This window comes from Microbacterium radiodurans (assembly GCF_008710705.1).
GTDB classification, from domain to species: Bacteria; Actinomycetota; Actinomycetes; order Actinomycetales; family Microbacteriaceae; genus Microbacterium; species Microbacterium radiodurans.
This window is the reverse complement of sequence record NZ_VYRZ01000002.1, coordinates 851,176-874,781: the sequence shown is the minus strand read 5'-3', so window position 1 is coordinate 874,781 and position 23,606 is coordinate 851,176. Positions and strand designations below refer to the sequence as shown.

The 23,606-nt window shown below is 71.0% G+C and carries 26 protein-coding genes; 22 read left to right on the top strand and 4 right to left on the bottom strand.

Translation table 11 applies throughout. The features are described 5' to 3' along the window. Nucleotides 1–59 precede the first annotated feature (59 nt). The 7 genes from F6B42_RS10005 (at nucleotide 60) to dapF (ending at nucleotide 7,401) form a co-directional block, all read left to right on the top strand. Nucleotides 60–749, top strand: coding sequence for a SipW-dependent-type signal peptide-containing protein (locus F6B42_RS10005; RefSeq protein ID WP_150419464.1), 690 nt, complete (start codon nucleotides 60–62; stop codon nucleotides 747–749). 4 nt (nucleotides 750–753) lie between these two features. Further along, the gene (locus tag F6B42_RS10000; RefSeq protein ID WP_150419463.1) at nucleotides 754–1,362 is read left to right on the top strand and encodes a signal peptidase I; all 609 of its coding nucleotides are present in this window, start codon (nucleotides 754–756) and stop codon (nucleotides 1,360–1,362) included. Between the two features lie 33 nt (nucleotides 1,363–1,395). Continuing rightward, the gene (locus F6B42_RS09995) at nucleotides 1,396–2,151 is read left to right on the top strand and encodes a hypothetical protein (protein ID WP_150419462.1); all 756 of its coding nucleotides are present in this window, start codon (nucleotides 1,396–1,398) and stop codon (nucleotides 2,149–2,151) included. After that, entirely contained in the window at nucleotides 2,148–3,923 is a 1,776-nt protein-coding gene (locus tag F6B42_RS09990; RefSeq protein WP_150419461.1) for a choice-of-anchor G family protein, read from the top strand. The genes F6B42_RS09995 and F6B42_RS09990 overlap by 4 nt, the downstream gene beginning before the upstream one ends. A 74-nt stretch (nucleotides 3,924–3,997) precedes the next feature. After that, nucleotides 3,998–5,554, top strand: a complete 1,557-nt coding sequence (gene miaB, locus F6B42_RS09985) for a tRNA (N6-isopentenyl adenosine(37)-C2)-methylthiotransferase MiaB (RefSeq protein ID WP_150419460.1) — start codon at nucleotides 3,998–4,000, stop codon at nucleotides 5,552–5,554. Further along, complete coding sequence (miaA, locus tag F6B42_RS09980) at nucleotides 5,551–6,486, top strand: tRNA (adenosine(37)-N6)-dimethylallyltransferase MiaA (RefSeq protein WP_150419459.1); 936 nt, start codon at nucleotides 5,551–5,553, stop codon at nucleotides 6,484–6,486. Before miaB ends, miaA begins: the two co-directional genes overlap by 4 nt. 45 nt (nucleotides 6,487–6,531) lie before the next feature. Next, nucleotides 6,532–7,401, top strand: coding sequence for a diaminopimelate epimerase (gene dapF, locus F6B42_RS09975; RefSeq protein WP_150419458.1), 870 nt, complete (start codon nucleotides 6,532–6,534; stop codon nucleotides 7,399–7,401). Nucleotides 7,402–7,439: 38 nt separating this feature from the next. On the opposite strand, the gene F6B42_RS09970 is transcribed toward dapF, so the two are convergent. Next, nucleotides 7,440–8,087: a class I SAM-dependent methyltransferase gene (locus F6B42_RS09970; protein WP_150419457.1), complete on the bottom strand. Its 648-nt coding sequence runs from the start codon at nucleotides 8,085–8,087 to the stop codon at nucleotides 7,440–7,442. 86 nt (nucleotides 8,088–8,173) lie between these two features. Here F6B42_RS09970 and hflX point away from each other — a divergent pair, with 86 nt between their 5' ends. Then, a complete protein-coding gene (gene hflX, locus F6B42_RS09965; protein ID WP_150419456.1) occupies nucleotides 8,174–9,691 on the top strand; it encodes a GTPase HflX in 1,518 nt (505 codons plus the stop codon). A gap of 143 nt (nucleotides 9,692–9,834) precedes the next feature. Here hflX and F6B42_RS09960 read toward each other — a convergent pair whose 3' ends face one another. Beyond that, nucleotides 9,835–11,760: a prolyl oligopeptidase family serine peptidase gene (locus F6B42_RS09960; RefSeq protein WP_150419455.1), complete on the bottom strand. Its 1,926-nt coding sequence runs from the start codon at nucleotides 11,758–11,760 to the stop codon at nucleotides 9,835–9,837. Between the two features lie 37 nt (nucleotides 11,761–11,797). Beyond that, the gene (gene lexA / locus F6B42_RS09955; protein WP_150419454.1) at nucleotides 11,798–12,463 is read right to left on the bottom strand and encodes a transcriptional repressor LexA; all 666 of its coding nucleotides are present in this window, start codon (nucleotides 12,461–12,463) and stop codon (nucleotides 11,798–11,800) included. Nucleotides 12,464–12,716: 253 nt separating this feature from the next. Here lexA and F6B42_RS09950 point away from each other — a divergent pair, with 253 nt between their 5' ends. From F6B42_RS09950 to F6B42_RS09925, 6 genes are all read left to right on the top strand, one after another. Further along, a complete protein-coding gene (locus F6B42_RS09950) occupies nucleotides 12,717–13,067 on the top strand; it encodes a LysM peptidoglycan-binding domain-containing protein (RefSeq protein ID WP_150419453.1) in 351 nt (116 codons plus the stop codon). Nucleotides 13,068–13,145: 78 nt separating this feature from the next. Continuing rightward, on the top strand, nucleotides 13,146–14,231 hold the full coding sequence (locus F6B42_RS09945) for a histidinol-phosphate transaminase (protein ID WP_150419452.1): 1,086 nt from the start codon (nucleotides 13,146–13,148) through the stop codon (nucleotides 14,229–14,231). Continuing rightward, complete coding sequence (gene hisB, locus F6B42_RS09940) at nucleotides 14,228–14,833, top strand: imidazoleglycerol-phosphate dehydratase HisB (RefSeq protein WP_150419451.1); 606 nt, start codon at nucleotides 14,228–14,230, stop codon at nucleotides 14,831–14,833. The genes F6B42_RS09945 and hisB overlap by 4 nt, the downstream gene beginning before the upstream one ends. Further along, entirely contained in the window at nucleotides 14,830–15,498 is a 669-nt protein-coding gene (gene hisH, locus F6B42_RS09935; RefSeq protein WP_150419450.1) for an imidazole glycerol phosphate synthase subunit HisH, read from the top strand. The genes hisB and hisH overlap by 4 nt, the downstream gene beginning before the upstream one ends. Before the next feature lie 58 nt (nucleotides 15,499–15,556). Then, nucleotides 15,557–16,303 (top strand): bifunctional 1-(5-phosphoribosyl)-5-((5-phosphoribosylamino)methylideneamino)imidazole-4-carboxamide isomerase/phosphoribosylanthranilate isomerase PriA, encoded by a 747-nt coding sequence (priA, locus tag F6B42_RS09930; protein WP_150419449.1) that lies wholly within the window; start codon nucleotides 15,557–15,559, stop codon nucleotides 16,301–16,303. Beyond that, on the top strand, nucleotides 16,287–17,081 hold the full coding sequence (locus tag F6B42_RS09925; protein ID WP_150419448.1) for an SseB family protein: 795 nt from the start codon (nucleotides 16,287–16,289) through the stop codon (nucleotides 17,079–17,081). The genes priA and F6B42_RS09925 overlap by 17 nt, the downstream gene beginning before the upstream one ends. Before the next feature lie 58 nt (nucleotides 17,082–17,139). Here F6B42_RS09925 and F6B42_RS09920 read toward each other — a convergent pair whose 3' ends face one another. Then, nucleotides 17,140–17,544, bottom strand: a complete 405-nt coding sequence (locus tag F6B42_RS09920) for a DUF1844 domain-containing protein (RefSeq protein ID WP_150419447.1) — start codon at nucleotides 17,542–17,544, stop codon at nucleotides 17,140–17,142. A gap of 227 nt (nucleotides 17,545–17,771) precedes the next feature. Here F6B42_RS09920 and infC point away from each other — a divergent pair, with 227 nt between their 5' ends. The 8 genes from infC (at nucleotide 17,772) to F6B42_RS09880 (ending at nucleotide 23,539) form a co-directional block, all read left to right on the top strand. Continuing rightward, nucleotides 17,772–18,434: a translation initiation factor IF-3 gene (infC, locus tag F6B42_RS09915; RefSeq protein ID WP_223878429.1), complete on the top strand. Its 663-nt coding sequence runs from the start codon at nucleotides 17,772–17,774 to the stop codon at nucleotides 18,432–18,434. Between the two features lie 44 nt (nucleotides 18,435–18,478). Continuing rightward, nucleotides 18,479–18,673, top strand: a complete 195-nt coding sequence (gene rpmI / locus F6B42_RS09910) for a 50S ribosomal protein L35 (RefSeq protein WP_005048908.1) — start codon at nucleotides 18,479–18,481, stop codon at nucleotides 18,671–18,673. Nucleotides 18,674–18,704: 31 nt separating this feature from the next. Further along, nucleotides 18,705–19,085, top strand: coding sequence for a 50S ribosomal protein L20 (gene rplT / locus F6B42_RS09905; protein ID WP_023951735.1), 381 nt, complete (start codon nucleotides 18,705–18,707; stop codon nucleotides 19,083–19,085). Nucleotides 19,086–19,154: 69 nt separating this feature from the next. Then, nucleotides 19,155–19,955, top strand: coding sequence for a TrmH family RNA methyltransferase (locus F6B42_RS09900; protein ID WP_150419446.1), 801 nt, complete (start codon nucleotides 19,155–19,157; stop codon nucleotides 19,953–19,955). Between the two features lie 170 nt (nucleotides 19,956–20,125). Next, nucleotides 20,126–20,917 (top strand): amino acid ABC transporter ATP-binding protein, encoded by a 792-nt coding sequence (locus tag F6B42_RS09895; protein ID WP_150419445.1) that lies wholly within the window; start codon nucleotides 20,126–20,128, stop codon nucleotides 20,915–20,917. A 71-nt stretch (nucleotides 20,918–20,988) separates the two neighbouring features. Continuing rightward, on the top strand, nucleotides 20,989–21,888 hold the full coding sequence (locus tag F6B42_RS09890; protein WP_150419444.1) for a glutamate ABC transporter substrate-binding protein: 900 nt from the start codon (nucleotides 20,989–20,991) through the stop codon (nucleotides 21,886–21,888). Between the two features lie 74 nt (nucleotides 21,889–21,962). Further along, entirely contained in the window at nucleotides 21,963–22,619 is a 657-nt protein-coding gene (locus F6B42_RS09885; protein WP_150419443.1) for an amino acid ABC transporter permease, read from the top strand. Next, a complete protein-coding gene (locus F6B42_RS09880; protein ID WP_150419442.1) occupies nucleotides 22,616–23,539 on the top strand; it encodes an amino acid ABC transporter permease in 924 nt (307 codons plus the stop codon). The genes F6B42_RS09885 and F6B42_RS09880 overlap by 4 nt, the downstream gene beginning before the upstream one ends. Nucleotides 23,540–23,606 lie beyond the last annotated feature (67 nt).

Here is a 23,606-nt window from a genome sequence, read left to right as displayed (position 1 = left end):
GCCTCGAATCACACCGGAGCCGGCGCCACACCGCCGGTCGAATCAAGGGAGCTCGGTACATGAACACTCAGACCACGCGGGCCACGACCCGTCGCAAGGTCTTCGCCCTCGCCGCCGGCGGGGCAGCCCTCGGCATCGGCGTCACGGCGACGCTGGCCGCCTGGACGGACACGGAATGGGTGTTCGGGGGCGACGGCACTGGCGGCCCGGGCGTCGGCACGTCGACGTTCTCCGTCGAGCAGAACACCGTCGCACCCTTCACCGACGACGCCGACTTCACGAACGAGCCCGACAACCCCGGCGGCGAGATCGTGTTCGGCCCGGACGCGATCGACCTGACCCCGGGGGACGCCGTCTTCGCCGCCGTGGCGCTCCGCACGTCGACGGAGTCGATCGCCGGCTCCGTCGAGCTTCAGGCGGCGGTGCCCGCTGCCGGCATCGCGGTCGACGACCCCGCCGGCCTCCTCTTCGACGCCCTCGAGGTGCGCGTCGCGACCGACGACGCCTCCTTCGCCTGCGACGCGACGGCGTTCGCCGCCGGTAGCACCGCCACCCTCATCGCGGACGGTCCTCTGGCGTCGACGGGCGGATCGGCGGCTCAGGCCCTGCTCGAAGCGGCGGGAAGCACGCAGTTCTACTGCTTCGAGATCTCGCTGCCCGACACGCTGCCCCTTGCACCCGGCACCACCATCGACGACTACATGGGCCTGACCGCTGCGCCCGCGTGGGAGTTCCAGGCCACGTCCTGATCCCATGACGACGCACACCACCACGGACGCCGAGGACGGCACCACGGTGGGCGGCGACGTCGTCGACTCGGGAGGCGCTGTCACCGACGGCGCCTCCCGGGTCGACCGGATCCGCGATGCCGTGATCACCGTTCTCGGCATCGTCGGCATCATCACGATCGCCTGGCTCATCGCCGCGTGGCTGTTCGGTCTCTCGCTCGTCGTCTTCGTGACGGGATCGATGACGCCGACCATGCCGGTGGGAGCTGCGGCGATCTCGCAGGCGACGGCGGCGGCCGACCTCGAGGTCGGGGACGTCGTGACGGTCACCCGTCCCGACACCGGGCAGCCGGTGACGCATCGCATCGTCGCGATCGACACCGTGACGACGTCCGCGGATGCCCGCGAGCTCACGCTCCAGGGCGATGACAACGACTTCGCCGATACCCAGACCTACCGCGTCGACGAGGCCCCCCGCGTGCTCGTGTCGGCACCCGGAGTCGGCTCGGTCGTGCTGTGGGCGCAGACCCCGATCGTCATGATCGCGGGCAGCATCCTGATCGCCTCGGCGATCGCCTGGGCCCTGTGGCCCACCGGGAACCGGCGCGAGGACGCCGAGCCCGACGAAGCCTGAACGAGGAGTTCCACCCATGAAACGTGCGCGCTCATGAACCGCTCACCGCGCGGTCGCCGTGCGGCCGTCGCGGCCGCGACGGCCGGATCCATCGCGCTGCTGGTCACCGGAAGCGTTCTGCTGGCGGGCGCTGCCCAAGCGGCACTCGTCGACGTGCCGGAGAACGGCGCGCCCGGACGCCTGGTTCTCGCGGCCGATCCCTACCCGGCTCAGTTCAGCGACCTGAGCCCGGGGGACACCCGCGCATGGCAGGTGCAGGCGCGCCTCGAGGACGCCTCGACCGCGACCCTCGCGCTCGAGCTGCGGAAGGACGGCGCGCTCGTCGACCATCCGCGCGGACTCGAGATGAGAGTCGACTCGTGCGGCGTCGAATGGACGGGCCTGCCCGACGCCCCCGTGTGCGCCGTGGGCGCACAGCCGGTCACGGTCGCGACGCCGGCGGACGACTACAGCGCGTCGAGCCCGACCTTCGCGCTGCCCGACCTCGCCGCCGAAGCGCCGGTCAGCCTGCTCGTCACCCTCGGGATCGAGGACAGTCCCGAGGCGATGGCGGACACGACGCTCATGGGTCTGACCGGGGAGATGGGCGTCGGTCTCACCGCCGTCGCCATCGACGGCAGCGTTCCGGCGCAACCCCAACCGCAACCGCAGCTTCCGGGAGCAGGATCACCGACGATCCCCGCAACCGGTGGTGACCTGTCGGCTCTGGCCGCCGTCCTGGCGCTCGCCGGAGGATTCCTCGCCGCAGGTCTCGCCCTGCGCCTGCACCGCCGGGAGGCACGCGCATGAGAAACCGCACCCGATCCGCCGTCGCGTTCGCGGCCGTGGCGATCGTCGCCGTGCCCCTGACGGTGACAGCGACCACGGCGGCGTGGAACACGACGGAGTGGGTCCACGGCCAGGTCGGCACGTCGACGATCGACTGCACGGACGGCACCGGCTTCGCGTCCGTCGCGTCCGGACGCTTCCTCTCGGGCTCGCTCCTCGGGCTGAACCTCGACCCCATCGCCGAGCTCGAGCAGATGCGTCTCGCGCTCGACGGCGCTGGTGACGTGACCGTCTCGCCGGGTGATGCGATCGATCTCGGCTCGGCGCCGCCGGATGAGTACGTCTACGCCAACCCCTTCGACGTCACCGCGCTCAGCGCGATCAACGTTGACCTGACGGGGTTCACCGTGGGCCTCCCCGGGGCACAGCTCGGTGCGGTCAACCAGTATGCGAACGTCGCGACCGACGGCACCGCCGTGGGTGCGTCGGGACTCGTGAACGACTCCGGCGCGGTCCTCGTGTCGGACGCCACGCCGCCCGCGTCGCTGCCGGCGCCGGCCCGCGTCGGGCTGAGCGGGGTGCTGCCGGGCATCGCGGGCATCGCCGACGTCGACCTCGAGATCGGCGCCGTCGCGGCGAGCTCGCAGCTCGACGGCTGCGCCCTGCTGCGCGAGGAGCTGTGGGGGGAGACGGCTCCGGCCACCGCGATCGTGCGGGACTACGGCATCGCGGGCCTCGGCCTGCAACTGGACGCCCCTGTCGTCGGCGGACTCGTGTCGGGCGTCACGGACGCCGTCGACACGCTGGGCGATGCCGTGGACCTCCTGACCGGCCCCGGCGGCCTGATCGCCTCCGGTGTCGGCGCCCAGGTGGATCTGGCGCTCCCGGGCGTTCTGACGACCTCCGTCAGCGGCGACGTGTCGCTGACCGGCCTCGATCTGCTCGGTTCGGTCAGCGGGCTGCTCAGCGCGCCCCTCACCGATGGCGTGATCACGATCGACCTGCAGGACGGCACGATCGATGTCGACCTCGACGCCCTCCTGCCCTCGCTCAACGACGCGGCGCCCAACACCGAGGTCGTCCTCAACGACACGGTGCTGAACCCGATCGTCGATCGCGCGGGCCTGCTGCTCGACACCTGGACGACGCAGATCGTCGCCGCGCTCACGGCCGAACTGCGCGAGTCATCGCTGGTGATCGACCTGGAAGCGCTCGTCGCCGCCCCGGGGATCACGATTCCACCGATCCTTCCGGGACTGCCTCCGGTCACCTTGCTCGGCCTGGACGTCCTGTCGGCGGACATCGCCTTCACCGGCACCCTCGGTGCGGCGCTCGACGGGACCGCCGCGCTCTCGATCGATGCCGACGTCGTCGGACTGGTGGGCCCGGTCAACACCCTGCTGGCGGCGCTCGGTCTGCCGACGGTGACCGACCTGCTCGGTGTCGTCGAGGGTCTGACCGCCACGCTCCTGTCCGGGCTCACCACGACGGTGTCGGACACCGTGACCGGTGCGCTGACGACGCTCGGCGGCACGCTGGCGGGGCTCGTCACCCCGGTGATCACCGCCCTGGGCGGAGTGATCGACGCGCTGCCGTCGGTCGTCTCGCTGATGGTCAACGTCCAGCCGGATCAGCCCGGGGCGCCGCCGGGGGCCACCGCCCTCCCGGCTTCGGGCGACAGCACGGCGCAGTACCGCGTCTCGGCGCTGCGCCTCGGACTGGTCGACGCCCTGGGGACCGTCGCCGCGGTCACTCTCGCGACGGCGACGGCGGGGCCGGTCACCGCGCCCTGACCGCGAGGATCGCATTCGTGGGGCCGCCCGGCGCGGGGTCGGCCCCACGAACGCGATCGTAGAATGAGGGCATCATGTCCACTCCTTCGAGCGCGCCCACCCTGATCGCGCCGTCCCCGGCCGCGTTCTCGGCCGAGGGCCGCGCCCGCACCTACGAGGTGCGCACCTTCGGCTGCCAGATGAACGTCCACGACTCCGAGCGACTCTCCGGGTCGCTCGAGAGCGCCGGCTACGTCCGCGCCGATGCGGGCGCCGAAGCCGACGTGATCGTCATCAACACGTGCGCCGTGCGCGACAACGCCGCCGGCAAGCTCTACGGGACGCTCGGGCACCTGAAGTCCCGCAAGGACCGACACGACGGCATGCAGATCGCCGTCGGCGGCTGCCTCGCGCAGATGGACCAGGACGTCGTGCAGCAGAAGGCGCCGTGGGTCGACGTCGTCTTCGGCACCCACAACATGGGGTCGCTTCCGAGCCTGCTCGAGCGCGCCCGCCACAACGGCGAGGCCGAGCTCGAGATCCTCGAGGCGCTCGAGACGTTCCCGTCGACGCTGCCGACCAAGCGCGACTCGGCGGCGAGCGGCTGGGTGTCGATCTCGGTCGGATGCAACAACACGTGCACCTTCTGCATCGTTCCGCACCTGCGGGGCAAGGAGAAGGACCGTCGGCCCGGCGACATCCTGAACGAGATCCGTCTGCTCGTCGACGACGGCGCCGTCGAGGTCACGCTCCTCGGCCAGAACGTCAACAGCTACGGCGTCGAGTTCGGTGATCGGCAGGCGTTCGGGAAGCTCTTGCGGGCGGCCGGCGAGATCCCGGGGCTCGAGCGCATCCGCTTCACGAGCCCGCATCCCGCGGCGTTCACCGACGACGTCATCGACGCGATGGCCGAGACGCCTGCCGTCATGCCGCAGCTGCACATGCCCCTGCAGTCCGGGTCCGACCGCGTCCTCAAGGCGATGCGGCGTTCGTACCGCAGCTCGAAGTTCCTCGGCATCCTCGATCGGGTCCGCGAACGGATGCCGCACGCCGCCATCTCGACCGACATCATCGTCGGCTTCCCGGGAGAGACGGAGGAGGACTTCGCCGACACGCTCCGGGTCGTCGAACAGGCGCGATTCGCCAGTGCCTTCACGTTCCAGTACTCGATCCGAGAGGGGACCCCGGCGGCGACCATGCCGGACCAGGTGCCCAAGGCCGTGGTCCAGGAACGGTACGAGCGGCTCATGACGCTGCAGGACCGCATCGCCCTCGAGGAGAACCAGAAGCAGCTCGGCCGCGAGGTGCAGGTGCTGGTGTCGTCGGCCGAGGGCAAGAAGGGCGCCGAGACGCACCGCCTGACCGGACGCGCCGAAGACAACCGTCTCGTCCACTTCGCCGTCCCCGACGGGTCGTCCGTGCCGCGTCCCGGCGACGTGGTGACGGTCGTCGTCACGCATGCGGCGCCCTTCCACCTGCTCGCGGACGATCCGGCGGGCGGTCCGCTGCGCATCCGACGCACACGCGCCGGCGACGCGTGGGATCGCGCGCAGGCGGCGTCGTGCGGCGTGCCCGCGGTGACCGGGACCGGCGAGAGCAGCGCGCCGCGTGCGGTGTCGCTCGGGCTGCCGGCGCTCCGCGTCGGCTCGTGACCGCCGCGCCGCGGCTGTGGGCGGTCGTCGGCGCCACCGGCACGGGCAAGACCGATCTGTCGCTCCGCCTGGTCGAGGCGCTCGGCGGCGCCGGTCGGCGTGCGGAGATCGTCAACGCGGACGCGATGCAGCTCTATCGGGGCATGGACGTCGGCACAGCGAAGCTCCCGACGCAGCATCGCCGCGGCATCCCGCACCATCTGTTCGACGAGCTCGACGTGACCGACGAGGCGGCCGTGGCGACGTACCAGCCGCGCGCTCGCTCGATCATCCGCGACATCTTCGAGCGCGACGGCGATGCCGTCCTCATCGGCGGCTCGGGACTCTACGTCTCGAGCGTCGTGTTCGACTTCCGCTTCCCACCGCGCGATGACCGGCTGCGCGCGCAATGGGAGTCCGAGCTCGCCGCCGCAGGACCCGGCGCCCTGTTCGCGCGGCTCCAGGAGCAGGACCCGACCACCGCCGCCCGCATCGACCCCCGCAACGGCCGCCGCATCGTGCGGGCGCTCGAGATCCTCGCCCAGGGCGGCGAGACCCACGGCGCCGCACTGCCGGCGGCGCCCGTGCTGTGGCATCCGGACACGCGACTGATCGGCGTCCACGTCGAACGCGCGGCGCTGGTCGAACGGCTCGACGCGCGCGTGGAGCGCATGTGGCGCGGCGGCATGCTCGACGAGGTGGCGGGGCTGCGACGCGCCGGCCTTGAAGGCGGAGTCACCGCCTCTCGCGCGATCGGGTACGCCCAGGCCCTCGCGCAGCTGCGCGGCGAGCTCGACGAGGTCAGCGCCATCGAGCAGACGCAGGCGCTGACCCGCCGGTACGCGCGCCGTCAGGTCTCGTGGTTCCGGCGCTACGCCGGGATCACGTGGGTCGATCCCGACGTCGACGCCGGGACTCTCGTCGAGTCCGCACCGGCACCGACGCGCGACTGAGGTCGCCCCGGCGGACGGATCCGGCCCGCCGCCTAGACTTGACGGGTGACGACCATCGCATTCACCAAGGGGCACGGGACCGGCAACGACTTCGTCATCGTGGCCGATCCCGACGGGCTCCTGGACATGAGTGACGACCAGGTCGCCGCCCTCTGCGACCGACACCGCGGCATCGGCGGCGACGGGCTGCTGCGCGTCGTACGCTCGGCCGCGCTGCCCGAGGGCGCGGATGCCGCGGCCGCCGGCGCCGAGTGGTTCATGGACTATCGCAACGCCGACGGGTCGAAGGCCGAGATGTGCGGCAACGGCACGCGCGTGTTCGCGCGCTACCTGGCGGACGCCGGGCTCGCGGACATCGACGGCGGCATCGGCGTCGGGACGCGTGCGGGGGTCAAGGCCATCACCCGCGCCGACAACGGCTTCGAGGTCGACCTCGGCGTCTGGCGGGCCGAGGCGGGCGAGACACTCGTGCGCGCGCGCGGTCTCGGGGTCGCGCGGCCCGGCCAGCCGATCGACGTCGGCAATCCGCACGTCGTCGTCGCCCTGGCCGGTGAGACCGAGCTCGACGGCCTCGACCTCACCGTGCAGCCGATCCTCGAGCCGCGGCCCCCGGCCGGCGCCAACGTCGAGTTCGTGGTTCCGGCCGAACCGCTCGTTCAGGGCGGAGTCGGGATGATCCGGATGCGGGTCTTCGAGCGCGGTGTCGGCGAGACCCTCTCGTGCGGCACCGGGGTGGCGGCATCCGCGCTCGCCGTCCGCCTCTGGGCCGGTCCGGCCGCCCCCGACCGGTGGATCGTCGACGTGCCGGGCGGCCGGCTCGGCGTCCGTGTCGTCACCCAGGACGACGGCGAGCACGTGCTGCTGTCGGGACCGGCGACCCTCGTCTTCTCGGGCGAGGTCGCGCTCGCCGACTGACGGGTCGAGCCGGTTCCCGAGGCGTCGGTGGATCGGCGTCAGACGGTCGGCAGCTCGATCGCGCCGGTCGGCGGTACGCCGTGCCGACGCACCCGGAGGACACGGAAACCGCGTCCGGTGGCCGCCCGGGAGACGCCGTAGCCGGACTCGAACGTGGCGGCGAGCCAGCGCTGCAGCGAATCCGAGCCGAGGTTCCGCTGCACCACGAGCCAGGCGTCGCTGCGCTCGGACAGCCGGGGGATCCACCGCTGCAGCATCCCGTGGAGCTCGTTCTTGCCGACGCGGATGGGCGGGTTCGAGCGGATGGTCCGGAATGCGATGTCGTCGGGAACATCGTCGGGCAGCACGGCGTTGACGTTATCGAGTCCCAGTTCGGCGGCGTTGCGTCGCACGAGATCGAGAGCCCGCTCGTTCACATCGACGGCCCACACGGTCGCGAGCGGCGACTCGATCGCGAGCGACAGCGCGATCGGACCCCAGCCGGAGCCCAAGTCGAGGAAGTGCCCGCTCGCGGGTGCCGGGGGAGTGTTCGACAGCAGCACACCGGTTCCCGCGTCGATGTGACCGGGGCTGAACACCCCGCCCGCGGTCGTCACCTCGACATCGCGGCCCGCCAGGGTCACGCGGATGCGGCGGAGGTTCTGCTCGCTGGACGGGGACGCGCTGAAGTAGTGATCGCTCCCCATGCATCCGAGCGTATCGGAGCCGGGGACCCCGGCGGGAAGCTAGAATTCACGGATGCTCGGGCACGGGCATCCCGGGAAGAGAAGGTATGACGCACACCACCACCCCCGACGGCGACGACGACATCGCGGTGGACCCGATCGATCGCGTTCTCGCGAGCGCCGAATCGCGCACCGGGCTGCGTGTCTTCGGCGGCGCGCAGGCGTTGCAGGACGCCACCACCGTCAGCTACGGCGACACCGACGGCGACCAGTGGGACCGCGAGGAGCGCGCCGCGCTGCGCCGAGTCCCGGGCCTGTCGACGGAGCTCCAGGACGTCACCGAGGTCGAGTACCGGCAGCTCCGGCTCGAGAACGTCGTCCTCGTGGGCGTCTACCCGCAGGGGTCGCACGAGGATGCCGAGAACTCCCTGCGCGAGCTCGCCGCGCTCGCCGAGACCGCCGGCGCCGTCGTGCTCGACGGCGTGCTGCAGCGCCGGCCGCATCCGGACCCCGCCACCTACATCGGACGCGGCAAGGCAGCCGAGCTCCGCGACCTCGTGGCCGCCGTCGGCGCCGACACCGTCATCGCCGACACCGAGCTCGCGCCCAGCCAGCGCCGTGCGCTCGAGGACGTCGCGAAGGTCAAGGTCATCGACCGCACGACGGTGATCCTCGACATCTTCAGCCAGCACGCCAAGAGCCGCGAGGGCAAGGCGCAGGTCGAGCTCGCGCAGCTCGAGTACCTGCTGCCGCGCCTGCGCGGTTGGGGCGAGTCGATGAGCCGGCAGGCCGGTGGCCAGGTCGGCGCCGGCGGCGCGGGCATGGGCTCGCGCGGTCCCGGTGAGACCAAGATCGAGCTCGACCGCCGCCGCATCCGCACCCGCATGGCGCAGCTGCGTCGACAGATCCGCGACTTCGCTCCCTCGCGCGAGGCGAAACGCGCCGAGCGCCGGCGCAACACGATCCCGTCGGTCGCGATCGCCGGGTACACCAACGCCGGCAAGTCGAGTCTGCTGAACCGCCTGACGAGCGCCGGCGTGCTGGTCGAGAACGCGCTGTTCGCGACGCTCGACGCCACCGTGCGGCGCGCCGAGGCGGCCGACGGCCGGATCTTCACGCTCACCGACACGGTCGGGTTCGTGCGCAACCTGCCCCACCAGCTCGTGGAGGCGTTCCGCTCGACGCTCGAAGAGGTCTCGGGTGCGGACGTCATCGTCCACGTCGTCGACGGCTCGCACCCCGATCCCGCCGCGCAGCTGGCGACCGTCCGCGACGTCATGGGCGACGTGGGAGCCCGCGCGACGCGCGAGCTCGTCGTGTTCAACAAGTCCGACCTCGTCGACGACGACTCGCGTCTGCTGCTGCGCGGACTCGAGCCCGACGCGCACTTCGTGTCGTCGCGCACCGGCGAGGGGATCGACGAGCTGCGTGCGGCGATCGAGGATGCGCTGCCCCTGCCCGCGGTCGAGGTGCGCGCCCTAGTGCCGTACGAGCGGGGCGACCTGATCTCCGCGGTTCACGAGAGCGGCCACATCGTGGCGACCTCGCACGAGGAGGAGGGCACGGCCGTCCACGCGCACGTATCGGAGCGTCTCGCCGCCGAGCTCGCGCCCTACGCCGTCTGAGGAGTGCCCCGGGCGTCGCGGCGCGCCGCGGTCCCGCGGATACATCCGTCGGGCCGGTGGTGCTGATGGTGCCTTCGTGAGCCGAGCGAGCCTCACCAGCACCACCGACCCGACAGACGTATCGCGGTCGGTGGGGCGCGGGGTCAGTCGAGCTCGATCGGGGCCACGCCGGGTGTCGCGAAGCCGAAGACCCGACCGAGGAAGGCGAGCTCGCTCTCGAGGGCGTGCACGACCGTTTCCGTCCGCCGGAACCCGTGGCCTTCGCCCGCGTAGAGGACGTAGGCGTGGGGCACGCCCTGGGCCACGAGGGCGTCGCGGATCGCCTCGGCCTGGGCGGGCGGCACGACGGCATCCTCGTCGCCCTGCAGGAGCAGCAGCGGGACCCGGAACCGCTCGGGCCGGCTGAGCGGTGAGCGCTCGATGTAGACGTCCTCGGCCTCGGGCAGCGGGCCGATGAGCCCATCGAGGTAACGGGCCTCGAAGTCGTGCGTCTCGGCCGCCAGCGCCCGGGCATCACCGACGCCGTAGCGGGAGATCCCCGCGCCGAACACGTCGGTGCTCACGAGGGCCGCCAGCACCGTCCAGCCGCCGGCGGAACCGCCTTCGATCGCGAGCCGCGCGCCGTCGGCGAGCCCCTCGTCGGAGAGCCCGCGGGCGGCGGCGGCGACGTCGTCCACGTCGACGACGCCCCACTGGCCCTTCAGTCGATCGCGGTACGACCGGCCGTATCCCGTCGAGCCGCCGTAGTTCACATCGAGCACGCCGATGCCGCGGCTCGTGAAGTACGCGATCTTGCTGTCGGCCGTGCCGCCGACGTGCGCCGTCGGCCCGCCGTGCACCCACACGAGATAGGGCGGCAGCTCACCGGCGTCGCCGACGGCATCCGGATTCGTCGGCGGGTACGCGAAGGCGTGCACCGGCCCGTGCGGACCGTCGACCGTGAGCTGGCGCGCATGGGGGATCCACGCGTCGTCGATGTCGGGCGCTCCGCCGCGTACGGCGCTCACCGAGCCGTCGGCGAGGTCGACGGTCCACAGGCCGGCGGCGCCGGGAGCCGAACCGCTCACCAGTGCACGTCCGTTCGCGACGTCCTCGATCTGCACCCGCGACGTCGCGGGGAACGGCAGCGGAACGGCGCGTCCCGAGGGATCGATCAGGACGAGCTCATCGGAGCCGTGCGTGCGCACCGCGAGGATGCGCCCGTCGGCAAGCGGCGCGTACCAGCGCGTGCCGAGCACCCACAGCCCGCCGCCGGTGTCGGCGTCCGCGGGCGAGACGGCTTCAGCCGCGTCGTGCCCGTTCGCGTCGAGGCGGTAGACGTTCCACCGGCCGGTGGGCTCGTCGAGGAGCAGGAGCTCGTCGTCCGACACCCATTCCGGCTGCAGCGCCGCGGTCGCCCCGTCCGTGATGTCGCGAGCGGATGCCGGGTCTCCCATGCGTGCCACGCGCACGCGCGTGCGGTCCCACGGCATGTCGGGGTGGTCCCACGCGACCCAGGCCAGCTGTGCGCCGTCGGGCGACAGCGCCGGCTGGGCGAGGAAGTCGCTGCCGCCGGCCACCACGGTAACCGGCGAGGCGTCGCCGGTGGTGTCCGCTGCGTCGTCCGAGCGCGTCGCGATGGCGACGATGTGGCGTTCGGGCGAGGCGCCGTCTCGCTCGCGCTCGCGCACCGCCAGCAGCGTGCCCCGCTGCCACCGGAGACCTCCGAAGTGCGTCCCCGCCTCGTCCGGAGTCAGGGCCTCGGCCTCGCCGCCGGGTCGCAGCCGGCGCACGCGCTGGTCGGACTTGTCGACGAAGTAGAGGATGCCGTCGTCCGACACCGTCCACGCCCCGCCGCCGTACTCGTGCACCCGCGACCGGGCGTTCGCGGGTGCCGGGAGCACGACCTCGCTCGACCCGTCCGCGCGCCGACGCATGACCGCGACACGACCGGCCTCGTCGGGCAGCGACTCGCCCCACCAGATCTCGTCGCCGACGAACGCCGCGCCGTCGAGGCGCAGCGCGGACGCGCTCGCCCACGCGGCGGTGAGCGGAGAGGGCCAGGAACCGTAGGGAAGCTGCTCGGGCATACCGCCACGGTACGCGAGGCCTCGCGAACGTCGCGGATCAGACGGCGCGGAGGACCGCGACGACCTTTCCGAGCACGACGGCGTCGTCGCCGAGGATCGGCTCGAAGGCGGAGTTGCGGGGGAGCAGCCACGTGTGACCGTCGCGCTGGCGCAGGGTCTTCACCGTCGCCTCGCCGTCGAGCATCGCCGCGACGATCTCGCCGTTGTCGGCGATGGACTGGGATCGGACGACCACCCAGTCGCCGTCGCAGATGGCCGCGTCGATCATCGAGTCGCCGGAGACCTTCAGCATGAAAAGCTCGCCCTTGCCCACGAGCTGCCGGGGGAGCGGGAAGATCTCCTCGACCTGCTGGTCGGCCGTGATCGGCACGCCGGCGGCGATGCGGCCGACCAGCGGCACGAGCGCTGCGTCGCCGAGCGCGGGCGCGGCATCGGCCGGGTTCTCCGCAGCGGTGCCGGGGAGGTCGATGAGCACCTCCATCGCTCGGGTCTTGCCGGGGTCGCGGCGCAGGTAGCCGCTCAGCTCGAGCTGATTGAGCTGATGGGTGACGCTCGAGAGCGACTTGAGCCCCACGGCGTCGCCGATCTCGCGCATGCTCGGCGGATACCCGTTGCGGGCGATCGCGCGCTGGATCACCTCGAGGATGGCGAGCTGCTTGTCGCTCAGACTCTTGCGTCGCCGTGTCTGCGGCTTGTCGCTCATCCGGATTCTCCTGTCGTTCCGCCCCCTCCGAGACCGATGTCGGAGGTTGGTGATGGGCTGTGGCTTGTCGAAAACGTAGTCCGATCCGACGGCGCCGACGCGGAAGCTCCCGCGTGTCGTCTTCGATCGGGTTCCGAGCACGGCCCCCCTTGACAGTCGACAATATCGAATCTATCTTCGGAAGAGAAGTTCGCTCCCCGTCCTCCCCGGCCGGAGGCGGGGGCGAACTTCCCACCGCTCCAGAGGAGAAGCCATGAACAGCAGCACCGCATCCGTCGCACCCGCCACCCGCCTCCGCCTCACCGTGCGCGGCCGCCGGGTCGTCGCGTCCATCGCGGCGCTGCCGGTCGTCGCGGCCGTCGGGTTCGCGGTCATCTCGGGCGGAGGCGCGCTCGCCTCCGGCGACGCCGGTGCCCCCGTCGGCACGTTCGAGACCGTCACCGTGATGTCCGGCGACTCGCTCTGGGCCATCGCCGAGCAGGTCGCGCCGCAGGCCGATCCCCGCGACGTGGTCGACGCGATCATCCGGCTCAATGCGCTCGGTTCGGGCCAGCTCGACGCGGGTCAGACCCTGGCCATCCCGGCCGAGTACGCGGCATCCTGACCTGCCGACCGCGCGACGGCATCCTCGGCGGTCCGCGGGAGGGACGACGGATGCCGCAGCACGCCTAGCATGGGTGGGATGAGCCCGAGTCTGGACGATCTGCCCCTCCGAGACGACCTGCGCGGTCTGACGCCCTACGGCGCACCGCAGGCGCCGCTGCCGGTGGCGCTGAACGTCAACGAGAACACGCACCCGGTGCCCGAGGAGGTCGCCGACGACATCCTCGACTCGATCGCTCGTGCCCTGCGCGAGGTGAACCGCTACCCCGACCGGGAGTTCACGCAGCTGCGCGAGTCGTTCGCCGATTACCTGGGGCACGGTCTCACGCCCGACCGCATCTGGGCGGCGAACGGCTCGAACGAAGTGCTGCAGCACCTGCTCCAGGCGTTCGCCGGCCCCGGCCGCACCGCCCTCGGGTTCGGCCCGACGTATTCGATGTACCCGCTGCTGACCCGGGCGACCGGCGCGCAGTACGTGGCCGGCACGCGCAATCCGGACTTCAGCCTCGACGCCGAATCGGCTGCCGAGCAGGTCGCCGCGGCTCGGCCCGACGTCGTCTTCCTGTGCGCACCGAACAACCCGACCGGCACGCCGCTCGGGCTCGACGTCATCGCCGCCGTCTACGACGCCACCGACGGGATCGTCATCGTCGACGAGGCGTATCAGGAGTTCGCCCCCCACGAGAGCCCGTCGGCCGTGACGCTCCTCGGCGAACGCGAACGCCTCGTCGTCTCGCGCACGATGAGCAAGGCGTTCGCCTTCGCCGGCGCCCGCGTCGGCTACCTCGCCGCGGATCCGGCGCTCATCGACGCGCTCCGGCTCGTGCGCCTGCCCTACCACCTCAGCGCCCTCACGCAGGCGGCCGCGACCGCAGCGCTCTCGCACTCGGCGACGATGCTGCGGATGGTCGACGAGATCGTCGCGCAGCGCGACCGCATGTCGGCGACCCTCGACGCCCTCGGCTACCGCGCCTACGAGAGCTGGACGAACTTCGTCCTCTTCGCCGGGGTGGACGATCCGCGCGCCACGTGGCAGGCGCTGTACGACCGCGGCATCCTCATCCGCGACGTCGGCATCCCGCACGCGCTGCGCGTGACCGCGGGTACGGAAGAGGAGACGACCGCGTTCCTCGAGGCCATGGCCTCGATAGACTCGGGGGTATGACGAGCCCCCGCACGGCCAGCATCCGCCGCACCACGAGCGAATCGACCGTCGAACTGGAGCTCGATCTCGACGGTACGGGAGCGAGCACCATCGACACGACGGTGCCGTTCTTCGATCATCTGCTGACGGCGTTCGCGAAGCACTCGCTGACCGATCTCACCGTCCGAGCGAGCGGCGACACGCACATCGACGCGCACCACACAGTCGAGGACGTGGCAATCGTGCTCGGCCAGGCGCTGCGCGCCGCACTCGGTGACAAGTCGGGCATCTCGCGGTACGGCGACGCGCTCGTGCCGCTCGACGAGGCGCTCGCACAGGCCGTCGTGGACATCAGCGGTCGCCCGTATCTCGTGCACACGGGCGAGCCCGCCGGCTACGAGCATCACCTCATCGGCGGGCACTTCACCGGATCGCTCGTGCGCCACTCGTTCGAGGCGATCGCATTCAACGCGGGACTGACGGTCCACGTCCGCGTCCTCGGCGGCCGCGACCCCCACCACATCGCCGAAGCCGAGTACAAGGCGTTCGCGCGTGCCCTCCGACAGGCGAAGGCGCTCGATCCGCTCGTGGACGGCATCCCGAGCACGAAGGGCGCCCTATGACCTCCGGCGCTGAGAAGCCGGCCGGCGCAGCGCCGCTCGTCGCGGTGCTCGACTACGGGTCGGGCAACGTGCACTCGGCCGTCAAGGCCCTCGCCGCCGCCGGTGCCGATGCGCGGCTCACCTCGGACCGCGGACTCATCGCCGACGCCGACGGGCTCGTCGTTCCCGGTGTCGGAGCGTTCAGCGCCGTCATGGACGCGCTGCGGGCCAGCCGCGGGCACGAGCTGATCGAGCGCCGGCTGGCCGGCGGTCGCCCGGTGCTCGGCATCTGCGTCGGGATGCAGGTGCTCTTCGAGCACGGTGTCGAGCGCGGTCAGGATGCGGCGGGTCTCGGTCAATGGCCGGGCGCGGTGACCGAGCTCGACGCGCCGGTCCTGCCGCACATGGGCTGGAACACCGTTCGATCGGGTCCCGGCTCCGCACTGTTCGCGGGGCTCGAGGACGAGCGCTTCTACTTCGTCCACTCCTACGGTGCCCAGCAGTGGGATCTCGAGGTCATGAAGCCCTTCGCCGAACCCGTGCTGACGTGGTGCGACTACGGCGCTCCCTTCCTCGCGGCTGTCGAGAACGGACCGCTGTCGGCCACGCAGTTCCACCCCGAGAAGTCGGGCGCGGCAGGCATCCGACTCCTCTCCAATTGGATCGACGGCCTGCCCCGCCACTAGTCTCCCTCTGGTGTGCTCGCGCGGACGAGCGCACATCCCGACCCACCCCTGGAATGTGATGAACGACTTCGCGTCCACGCCCGAACTGATCCTCCTGCCCGCCGTCGACGTCGCCGACGGCAAGGCCGTGCGGCTGACCCAGGGGGAGGCCGGCAGCGAGACCAGCTACGGCGACCCCGTCGAGGCCGCCCTCGCCTGGGCGAAGCAGGGCGCGCAGTGGATCCATCTCGTCGACCTCGACGCCGCCTTCGGCCGCGGGAACAACGCAGCGGTGCTCCGCAAGGTCATCAAGCAGGTCAAGGGCGTGCAGATCGAGCTCTCCGGCGGCATCCGCGACGACGCGACCCTCGAGGCGGCCCTCGAGAGCGGCGCGTCGCGCATCAACCTCGGCACGGCGGCCCTCGAGAACCCCGAATGGGCGGCCGACGTCATCGGCCGCTACGGCGACGCGATCGCCGTGGGCCTCGACGTGCGCGGCACGACGCTCGCGGCTCGCGGCTGGACGCGCGACGGCGGCGACCTGTGGGACGTGCTGGAGCGCCTCGAGGACGCCGGGTGCACCCGATACGTCGTCACCGACGTCACGAAGGACGGCACCCTGCAGGGGCCGAACCTCGAGCTGCTCCGCGAGTTGACGGCACGCACCCCCAAGCCCGTCGTCGCATCCGGCGGCATCTCGAGCCTCGACGACATCGCGGCGCTGCGCGAGCTCGTGCCGCTCGGCGTCGAGGGGGCCATCGTGGGCAAGGCGCTCTACGCCGGTGCCTTCACGCTGGCAGAGGCCCTGGATGTCGCCGGAGCCTGAGGACTCCTGCGGCCACTCCGCGGAGCGGGCCGGAGATTCGGCGGGCGTTCCCTGGGAGGGGCGCAGCTTCGAGTCGAACCCGCACTCCGGCGACGACGGATCGGCCGACCCGGCGCTGCTCGCTGCTCTGCTCGCCTTCCGTGCGGGATCGGGTGACGCGGCGGCCGTCGTCGAGGCGTACCGCTCCGCTCGGCTGCTGATCCCGCTGGTGCCCGAGAAGGGCGATGAGGGGGTGGGGCCGACGGGGCTGCGCGTCGACAAGACGCAGGAGCTCTCCATCGTCACGGTCGCCGCTCCCGACGGGCGACGGGTCCTGCCGGTGTTCACCTCGGTCGGAGCACTGTCGCGCTGGGACCCCGTGGCGCGCCCGGTGCCGGCGGACGGCGTCCGCACGGCGATGGCCGCGGCATCCGACGACACCGACCTCATCGTGATCGACCCGGGATCGGAGACCGAGTTCGTCGTTCGCCGCCCGGCCGTGTGGGCGATCGGGCAGGGGCACACGTGGGAGCCGGCTCCGACATCGCCCGAGGTCTACACCGCGCTGCAGGCCAGCATCGGGGGAGAGCTCGCGGTGCTCGACCTCTCGGTCGCCGCCGGTGACCCCGACGCGCGGATGCGCGGCCCGGAGCTCGTCGTGCGCCTGCACCTCATCGACGGATTGGATGCCGGCGAGCTCGACGCCGTGCTGTCGCGGCTCGCGACCCGGTGGGCCGCCGACGATCGCATCGCCGTGCTGGTCGACTCGCTGACCGTGAAGCTCGTCCGCGGCTCCTGACCCCCTCCTTCCCCAGCCCGCGACGCGGGCTGGGCGGGGTGGCGCGGACTGAGGCGGGTCAGGTGACCGGGCCGGTGAGCTTCTCGCCGGGGCCCTTGCCGATCGGGTCGGGAATCGTCGAGGCTTCGCGGAAGGCGAGCTGGAGCGAGCGCAGGCCGTCGCGGAGCGAGCGGGCGTGCATGTCGCTGATCTCGGGGGCGCCGGCGGTGATGAGGCCGGCGAGGGCGTTGATGAGCTTCCGGGCCTCGTCGAGGTCGAGCTGCGTCGCGGGGTCGTCCGCGAGGCCGACCTTGACGGCGGCGGCACTCATGAGGTGCACGGCGGCCGTGGTGATGACCTCGACCGCCGGGACGTCGGCGATGTCGCGGGTGGCGGCGGAAGCGGCGCGCTCCTGCTCCTCCCACCGCTGACGACGTGCCTCGTCGTCGGTGAAGCTGCTGGTGTCGGCGGGGTTCGTGTCCACGTGTCGCTCTCTGCTAGACTGTGCGGGCACCGGAGTGTTCTACTCCGGATCGAAAGAGGATCACATCCCACCCGCGCTTGCCGTTCCAGGCTACCGGGTCACGCACTCCGCTCCGTCCGACTCGTCTCGGCCGGAGTAGCCAGGGTGCGGAACACGAATGCCGACGCTCGTGCGTCGTGCGGGGTGGATGCGATGCTCTTCCGCCCGGGTCGCGTCCTCGCGTCCCGGTGGCCACCACCGCACGAACAGGAGTTCCGCACATCAGCGATCCCCGCACCAACGACCGCATCCGCGTCCCCGAGGTTCGCCTCGTCGGCCCCGCCGGAGAGCAGGTCGGCGTCGTCCGTATCGAGGTCGCCCTGCGTCTGGCGCAGGAGGCCGAACTCGACCTCGTCGAGGTCGCCCCGAACTCGAAGCCGCCCGTGGTCAAGATCATGGACTACGGCAAGTTCAAGTACGAAGCGGCTCAGAAGGCCAAGGAAACGCGTCGCAACCAGGCCAACACCGTCCTCAAGGAGGTCCGGTTCCGGCTGAAGATCGAAGCGCACGACTACATCACCAAGCTCAAGCGCGCCGAGGGCTTCCTGCAGGCCGGCGACAAGGTGAAGGCGATGATCCTGTTCCGCGGTCGCGAGCAGTCGCGCCCCGAGCAGGGCGTGCGCCTGCTCCGCAAGTTCGCCGAGGACGTCGCAGATCTCGGAACCGTCGAGTCGAACCCCACGATCGACGGCCGCAACATGGTGATGGTCATCGCGCCGCACAAGAACAAGTCCGAGGTGAAGACCGAGCAGAACGCCCAGCGCGCCGCCAACAAGGAGGCAGCACGCCAGGCCCGCACCGGTTCCGACGCACCCGCGACCGAAGACGCCGCTCCCGCCTCGGCGGAGTAGCCCCCAGACTCCCGCCGCGCGGGATACACAACGAAGGAAGAGACATGCCGAAGCAGAAGACCCACTCGGGTGCCAAGAAGCGCTTCAAGGTCACCGGCAGCGGAAAGATCAAGAAGCAGCAGGCGAACCTCCGCCACAACTTCGAAGGCAAGCCCACCAAGCGCACGCGCCGCCTGTCGGCCGACAAGATCCTGGCTCCCGGCGACGCGAAGGTCGCCAAGAAGCTCCTCGGCATCTGAGCGCGCTGCGCACGAATAGGAAACAAACGAAATGGCTAGAGTCAAGCGGGCAGTAAACGCCCACAAGAAGCGTCGCGTCATCCTCGAACGCGCCTCCGGTTACCGCGGACAGCGTTCGCGCCTGTACCGCAAGGCGAAGGAGCAGGTCACCCACTCGCTCGTCTACGCGTACCGCGACCGTCGCAAGCGCAAGGGCGACTTCCGTCGCCTCTGGATCCAGCGCATCAACGCCGCCGCTCGTCAGAACGGCATCACGTACAACCGCTTCATCCAGGGTCTCGGCCTCGCCGGCGTCCAGGTCGACCGCCGCATGCTCGCCGAGCTCGCCGTCAACGAGCCGGCCGTCTTCGCCTCGCTCGTCGCCACGGCCAAGGGCGCTCTGCCCGCGGACGTGAACGCGCCCAAGGCGTAAGCACCCGAAGCACGCTGCAGAAGGGGCGTCCTCCCGAGGGAGGGCGCCCCTTCGCCGTATGCTGACACCGTGCTGGAGAACCCCCGATCCCCGCGCGTCCGCGCCGTCGCCAAGCTCACCAAGCGCAGCGCGCGCCAGGAGACCGGGCTGTTCCTGCTCGAGGGCCCGCAGGCCGCGCGCGAGGCGCTGGCCTACCGTCCCGACACCCTCGTCGAGGTGTTCGCGACCCCGGGAGCGTTCGAGCGGCATCCCGAGCTGCGCGCCGCGGCCGACGAGGCCGGGGTCGACATCCTCTTCGCGAGCGATGCCGTCCTCGAGGCGATGGCCGACACCGTGACGCCGCAGGGCATCGTCGCCGTCGCCCGTCAGTCGCCGACGTCGGTGCGGGAGGTCTTCGCGAACGGCCCGAAGCTCGTGGCGATCTGCGAAGAGGTCCGCGATCCCGGCAACCTCGGCACGATCATCAGAGCAGCGGATGCCGCCGGCGCCGACGCCGTGGTCCTGACCGGCCGCACCGTCGACCCGTACAACCCGAAGGTGGTCCGCTCGACGACCGGTTCGCTGTTCCACCTGCCGATCGCCGTCGGGGCGGACCTCGCGGTCGCCGTCGAACGTGCCCACGAGGCCGGGATGCAGGTGGTCGCCGCCGACGTGAAGGGCGACGAGTTCCTCGCCAACCGCGTCGCTCTCACCCGGCCGACGGCCTGGCTGTTCGGCAACGAGGCTCGCGGTCTGGAGGACGAGGCGCTGGCCCAGGCCGACCTCGCGCTGCGGCTGCCGATCTACGGCGCCGCCGAATCGCTGAACCTCGCGACGGCGGCGAGCGTCTGCCTGTACGAGACGGCGTTCGCGCAGCGCGCGGGGGAGTAGCCGCCGCTTCCGTTCGACTCGCCACGAAACGTCGATCGGGGACGGTCGCCATACGCAACTCCTGGCGACTCGACACGGGCGGCGGGCGATGTTCCGATTCTGTTACAGATCGGCGGCGCGGCACGTCAAATGCTGTGACGACGCTCAGCGTCCTCCTAGTGTTGCTCTTTATGACGACACCCGAAAACCCGGCGCCGCCGACGTCGAACATCTCGGTTCGCCGCGGTGACCCCCTCGTCGTGATCGAGGGCGTGCAGAAGCACTACGGCGACTTCCAGGCTCTGAAGGACATCGACCTCACGGTCAACCGCGGCGAGGTCGTCGTGGTGATCGGTCCGTCCGGCTCGGGCAAGTCGACGCTGTGCCGCACCATCAACCGCCTCGAGACCATCAGCGAGGGCACGATCTCGATCGACGGCGATCGACTGCCGTCCGAGGGCAAGGCGCTCGCCGCCCTGCGTGCCGACGTCGGCATGGTGTTCCAGTCGTTCAACCTCTTCGCTCACCTGACCATCCTCGAGAACGTCACCCTGGGCCCCATCAAGGTCAAGGGCGTGAAGAAGGCGGAGGCCGACAAGCTCGCGCGCGAGCTGCTCGACCGCGTCGGTGTCGGACATCAGGCCGACAAGCTCCCCGCGCAGCTCTCGGGAGGGCAGCAGCAGCGCGTCGCGATCGCGCGCGCCCTCGCGATGAAGCCGAAGGTCATGCTCTTCGACGAGCCCACGAGCGCGCTCGACCCCGAGATGATCAACGAGGTCCTCGACGTCATGGTCGGCCTCGCCCATGACGGGATGACGATGATCGTCGTCACGCACGAGATGGGATTCGCCCGCAAGGCTGCCGACCGCGTCGTCTTCATGGCCGACGGGCAGATCGTCGAGGAAGCCGTTCCCGAGCAGTTCTTCACCTCCCCGAAGAGCGACCGGGCGAAGGACTTCCTCTCCAAGCTCATCACCCACTGAGGTCGACACCCACCGACCCGAAACCTCCGCGCTCTGCACCGGGCGCGGATGATCCCAACCAGGAGGACCACATGCGCAAGACACGAATCGCCGGCGCGTTCGCCGGCATCGCCATCGCAGCGATCGCCCTGACGGCCTGCAACAGCGGCTCACCCGGCGCACCGGCCGGCGGCGGCGACGAGGGAAGCGACGAGGCCCTCTGGCAGGTCGCATCCGACGTCTCCCTCGACGGCAGCCCGACCTTCGAGCGCATGACCGCCCGGGACGGCGTCATCGTCGGCGTGAAGAACGACCAGCCCGGCCTCGGATACCAGGATGCCGCGACGAACGACCGAAGCGGCTTCGACGTCGAGATCGCGCAGTGGATCGCCGCGTCGCTCGGCTTCGGCCCCGACCAGATCACGTACGAGACCATCCCGTCCGCGAACCGCGAGCAGGCGATCGTGAACGGCGACATCGACTACTACGTCGGCACCTACTCCATCACCGACTCGCGCAAGCAGCAGATCGACTTCGCCGGTCCCTACCTCATCACCGGTCAGGGCCTGCTGGTCGCCGCCGACAACGACGACATCAACGGTCCCGACGACCTCACGGGCAAGATCGTGTGCTCGGTGACCGGTTCGACCCCGCTGCAGCGGATCCGCGACGAGTACACGCCCGGTGACACCGTCGAGTACGACACCTACTCGCAGTGCATCGACCAGCTGCTCGCCGGCTCCGTCGACGCCATCACGACCGACCAGGCGATCCTCGCCGGCTATGTCGCGCAGCGCCCCGATGAGCTCAAGATCGCCGGCGAGACCTTCAGCGAGGAGCGCTACGGCGTGGGCCTCGAGAAGGGCGACTCGGCGCTGAAGGACCACATCAACACCCTCTTCAACGACGGTGGCGACATCTGGACGGCTCTGTTCGACCGCAACCTGGCGCCCGCCGGCATCGAAGGCTCGCAGCCGACCGCTGACGAGTGATCGGAACCGGGGGCGGCGGCTCGGCCGACGCCCCCGGCATCCGAATCCATCCTGTAACGACGAGAGGACCGCACGTGGGCGTCATCACCGACAACCTCGATCTGTGGTGGGAAACGCTGCTCGGCACCCTCATCCTGTTCTTCGCCGGCGGAGCGCTCGCGCTCGTCCTCGGCACCATCGTGGCGGCGATGCGGGTCTCGCCCGTGCCGATCGCGCGCGGCGTGGGCATGCTGTACGTCGGCACCATCCGGAACACACCGCTCACGCTCGTCTTCTTCGCCTTCGCGTTCGCGCTGCCCCCGCTGCTGGGACTGCGTCTCACCTCGGACGTGTCGCTGACGCTCGCGATCTGCGCGCTTGGCATCTACACCGCGACGTACGTCGCCGAGACGATCCGCTCCGGCATCAACACCGTCCCGATCGGCCAGGCCGAGGCCGCCCGCGCACTCGGCCTCACCTTCGGACAGGTGATGACCCTCGTGGTCATGCCCCAGGCGTTCCGATCGGTGATCCCGCCGATGATGAGCGTGTTCATCGCCCTGCTGAAGAACACCACCGTCGCCGCCGGCTTCTCGGTCGTCAACCTCGGCTCGATCCGCAACTACCTGAGCGAGCGGGGCGAGAACCAGTTCATCGTCATCCTGTGGGTGATGGTGATCTTCGTCGCCCTCGTGCTGCTGCTGTCCTGGCTGCAGCGATCGCTCGAGACCCGATGGAAGGTGGCGCGATGAGCTCCGTCCTCTACGACGTGCCCGGACCGCGGGCGATCGCCCGCAACCGCGTCCTCGGCGTCATCACCGTGCTGCTGGTCGTCGCCGCCGTCGGCTATCTCGCCTGGCGTCTGTACGAGACCGGCCAGTTCACCGCGCAGAAGTGGCAGGCGTTCACCTACACGAACGTCTGGATCAGCATCGGCGAGGCGACGCTCCGCACGCTCGGCGCGTTCGTCGTCGCCGCGGTCGGCGCCCTGGCGCTCGGCTTCATCCTCGCGATCGGCCGACTCTCGAACCACCGCTTCGTGCGGGTGCCGGTCGGTGCTGTCGTGGAGTTCCTCCGCGCCGTCCCGGTCCTGATCTTCATGTTCCTGCTCTACTACGGGCTCCCCGTCGTCGGGGTCCGCATGGAGTCCTACTGGGCGGTCGTGATCGCGCTCATCGCCTACAACGGGTCGGTGCTCGCCGAGGTCATCCGTGCCGGCGTGGAGTCGTTGCCGCGCGGCCAGAGCGAGGCGGGCTACGCGATCGGTCTCCGCAAGGCCGGCGTGATGCGTCTCGTGCTGCTCCCGCAGGCGATCCGCGCCATGATGCCGGTCATCATCGCTCAGCTCGTCGTCACGCTGAAGGACACCGCGCTCGGCTTCATCATCACCTACCCCGAGCTGCTGTTCTACGCGCGCTTCCTCGGGTCGCAGTCGACCTACGGGTCGCCGATCGTCCCGATGACGATGATCGTCGGCGCGATCTACATCGCCCTCTGCCTCCTGCTCTCGTTCGGCGCCACGCTCGTCGAGAAGCGGCTGCGCCGCTCTCCGAAGACGCCCGCGGGCGGCGTGCACCACCCGGTCACGGAGGTGACCGACACGCAACTGATCGCCGCGCAGAAGGGCGCCGGGAAGTTCGACGCCAACAACAACGCGGGCGGCGGCATCTGACCCATCGCGACCCTGCACCACCTCGACGGGCCCCTCACGCGAAAGCGGAGGGGCCCGTCGCCGGTAG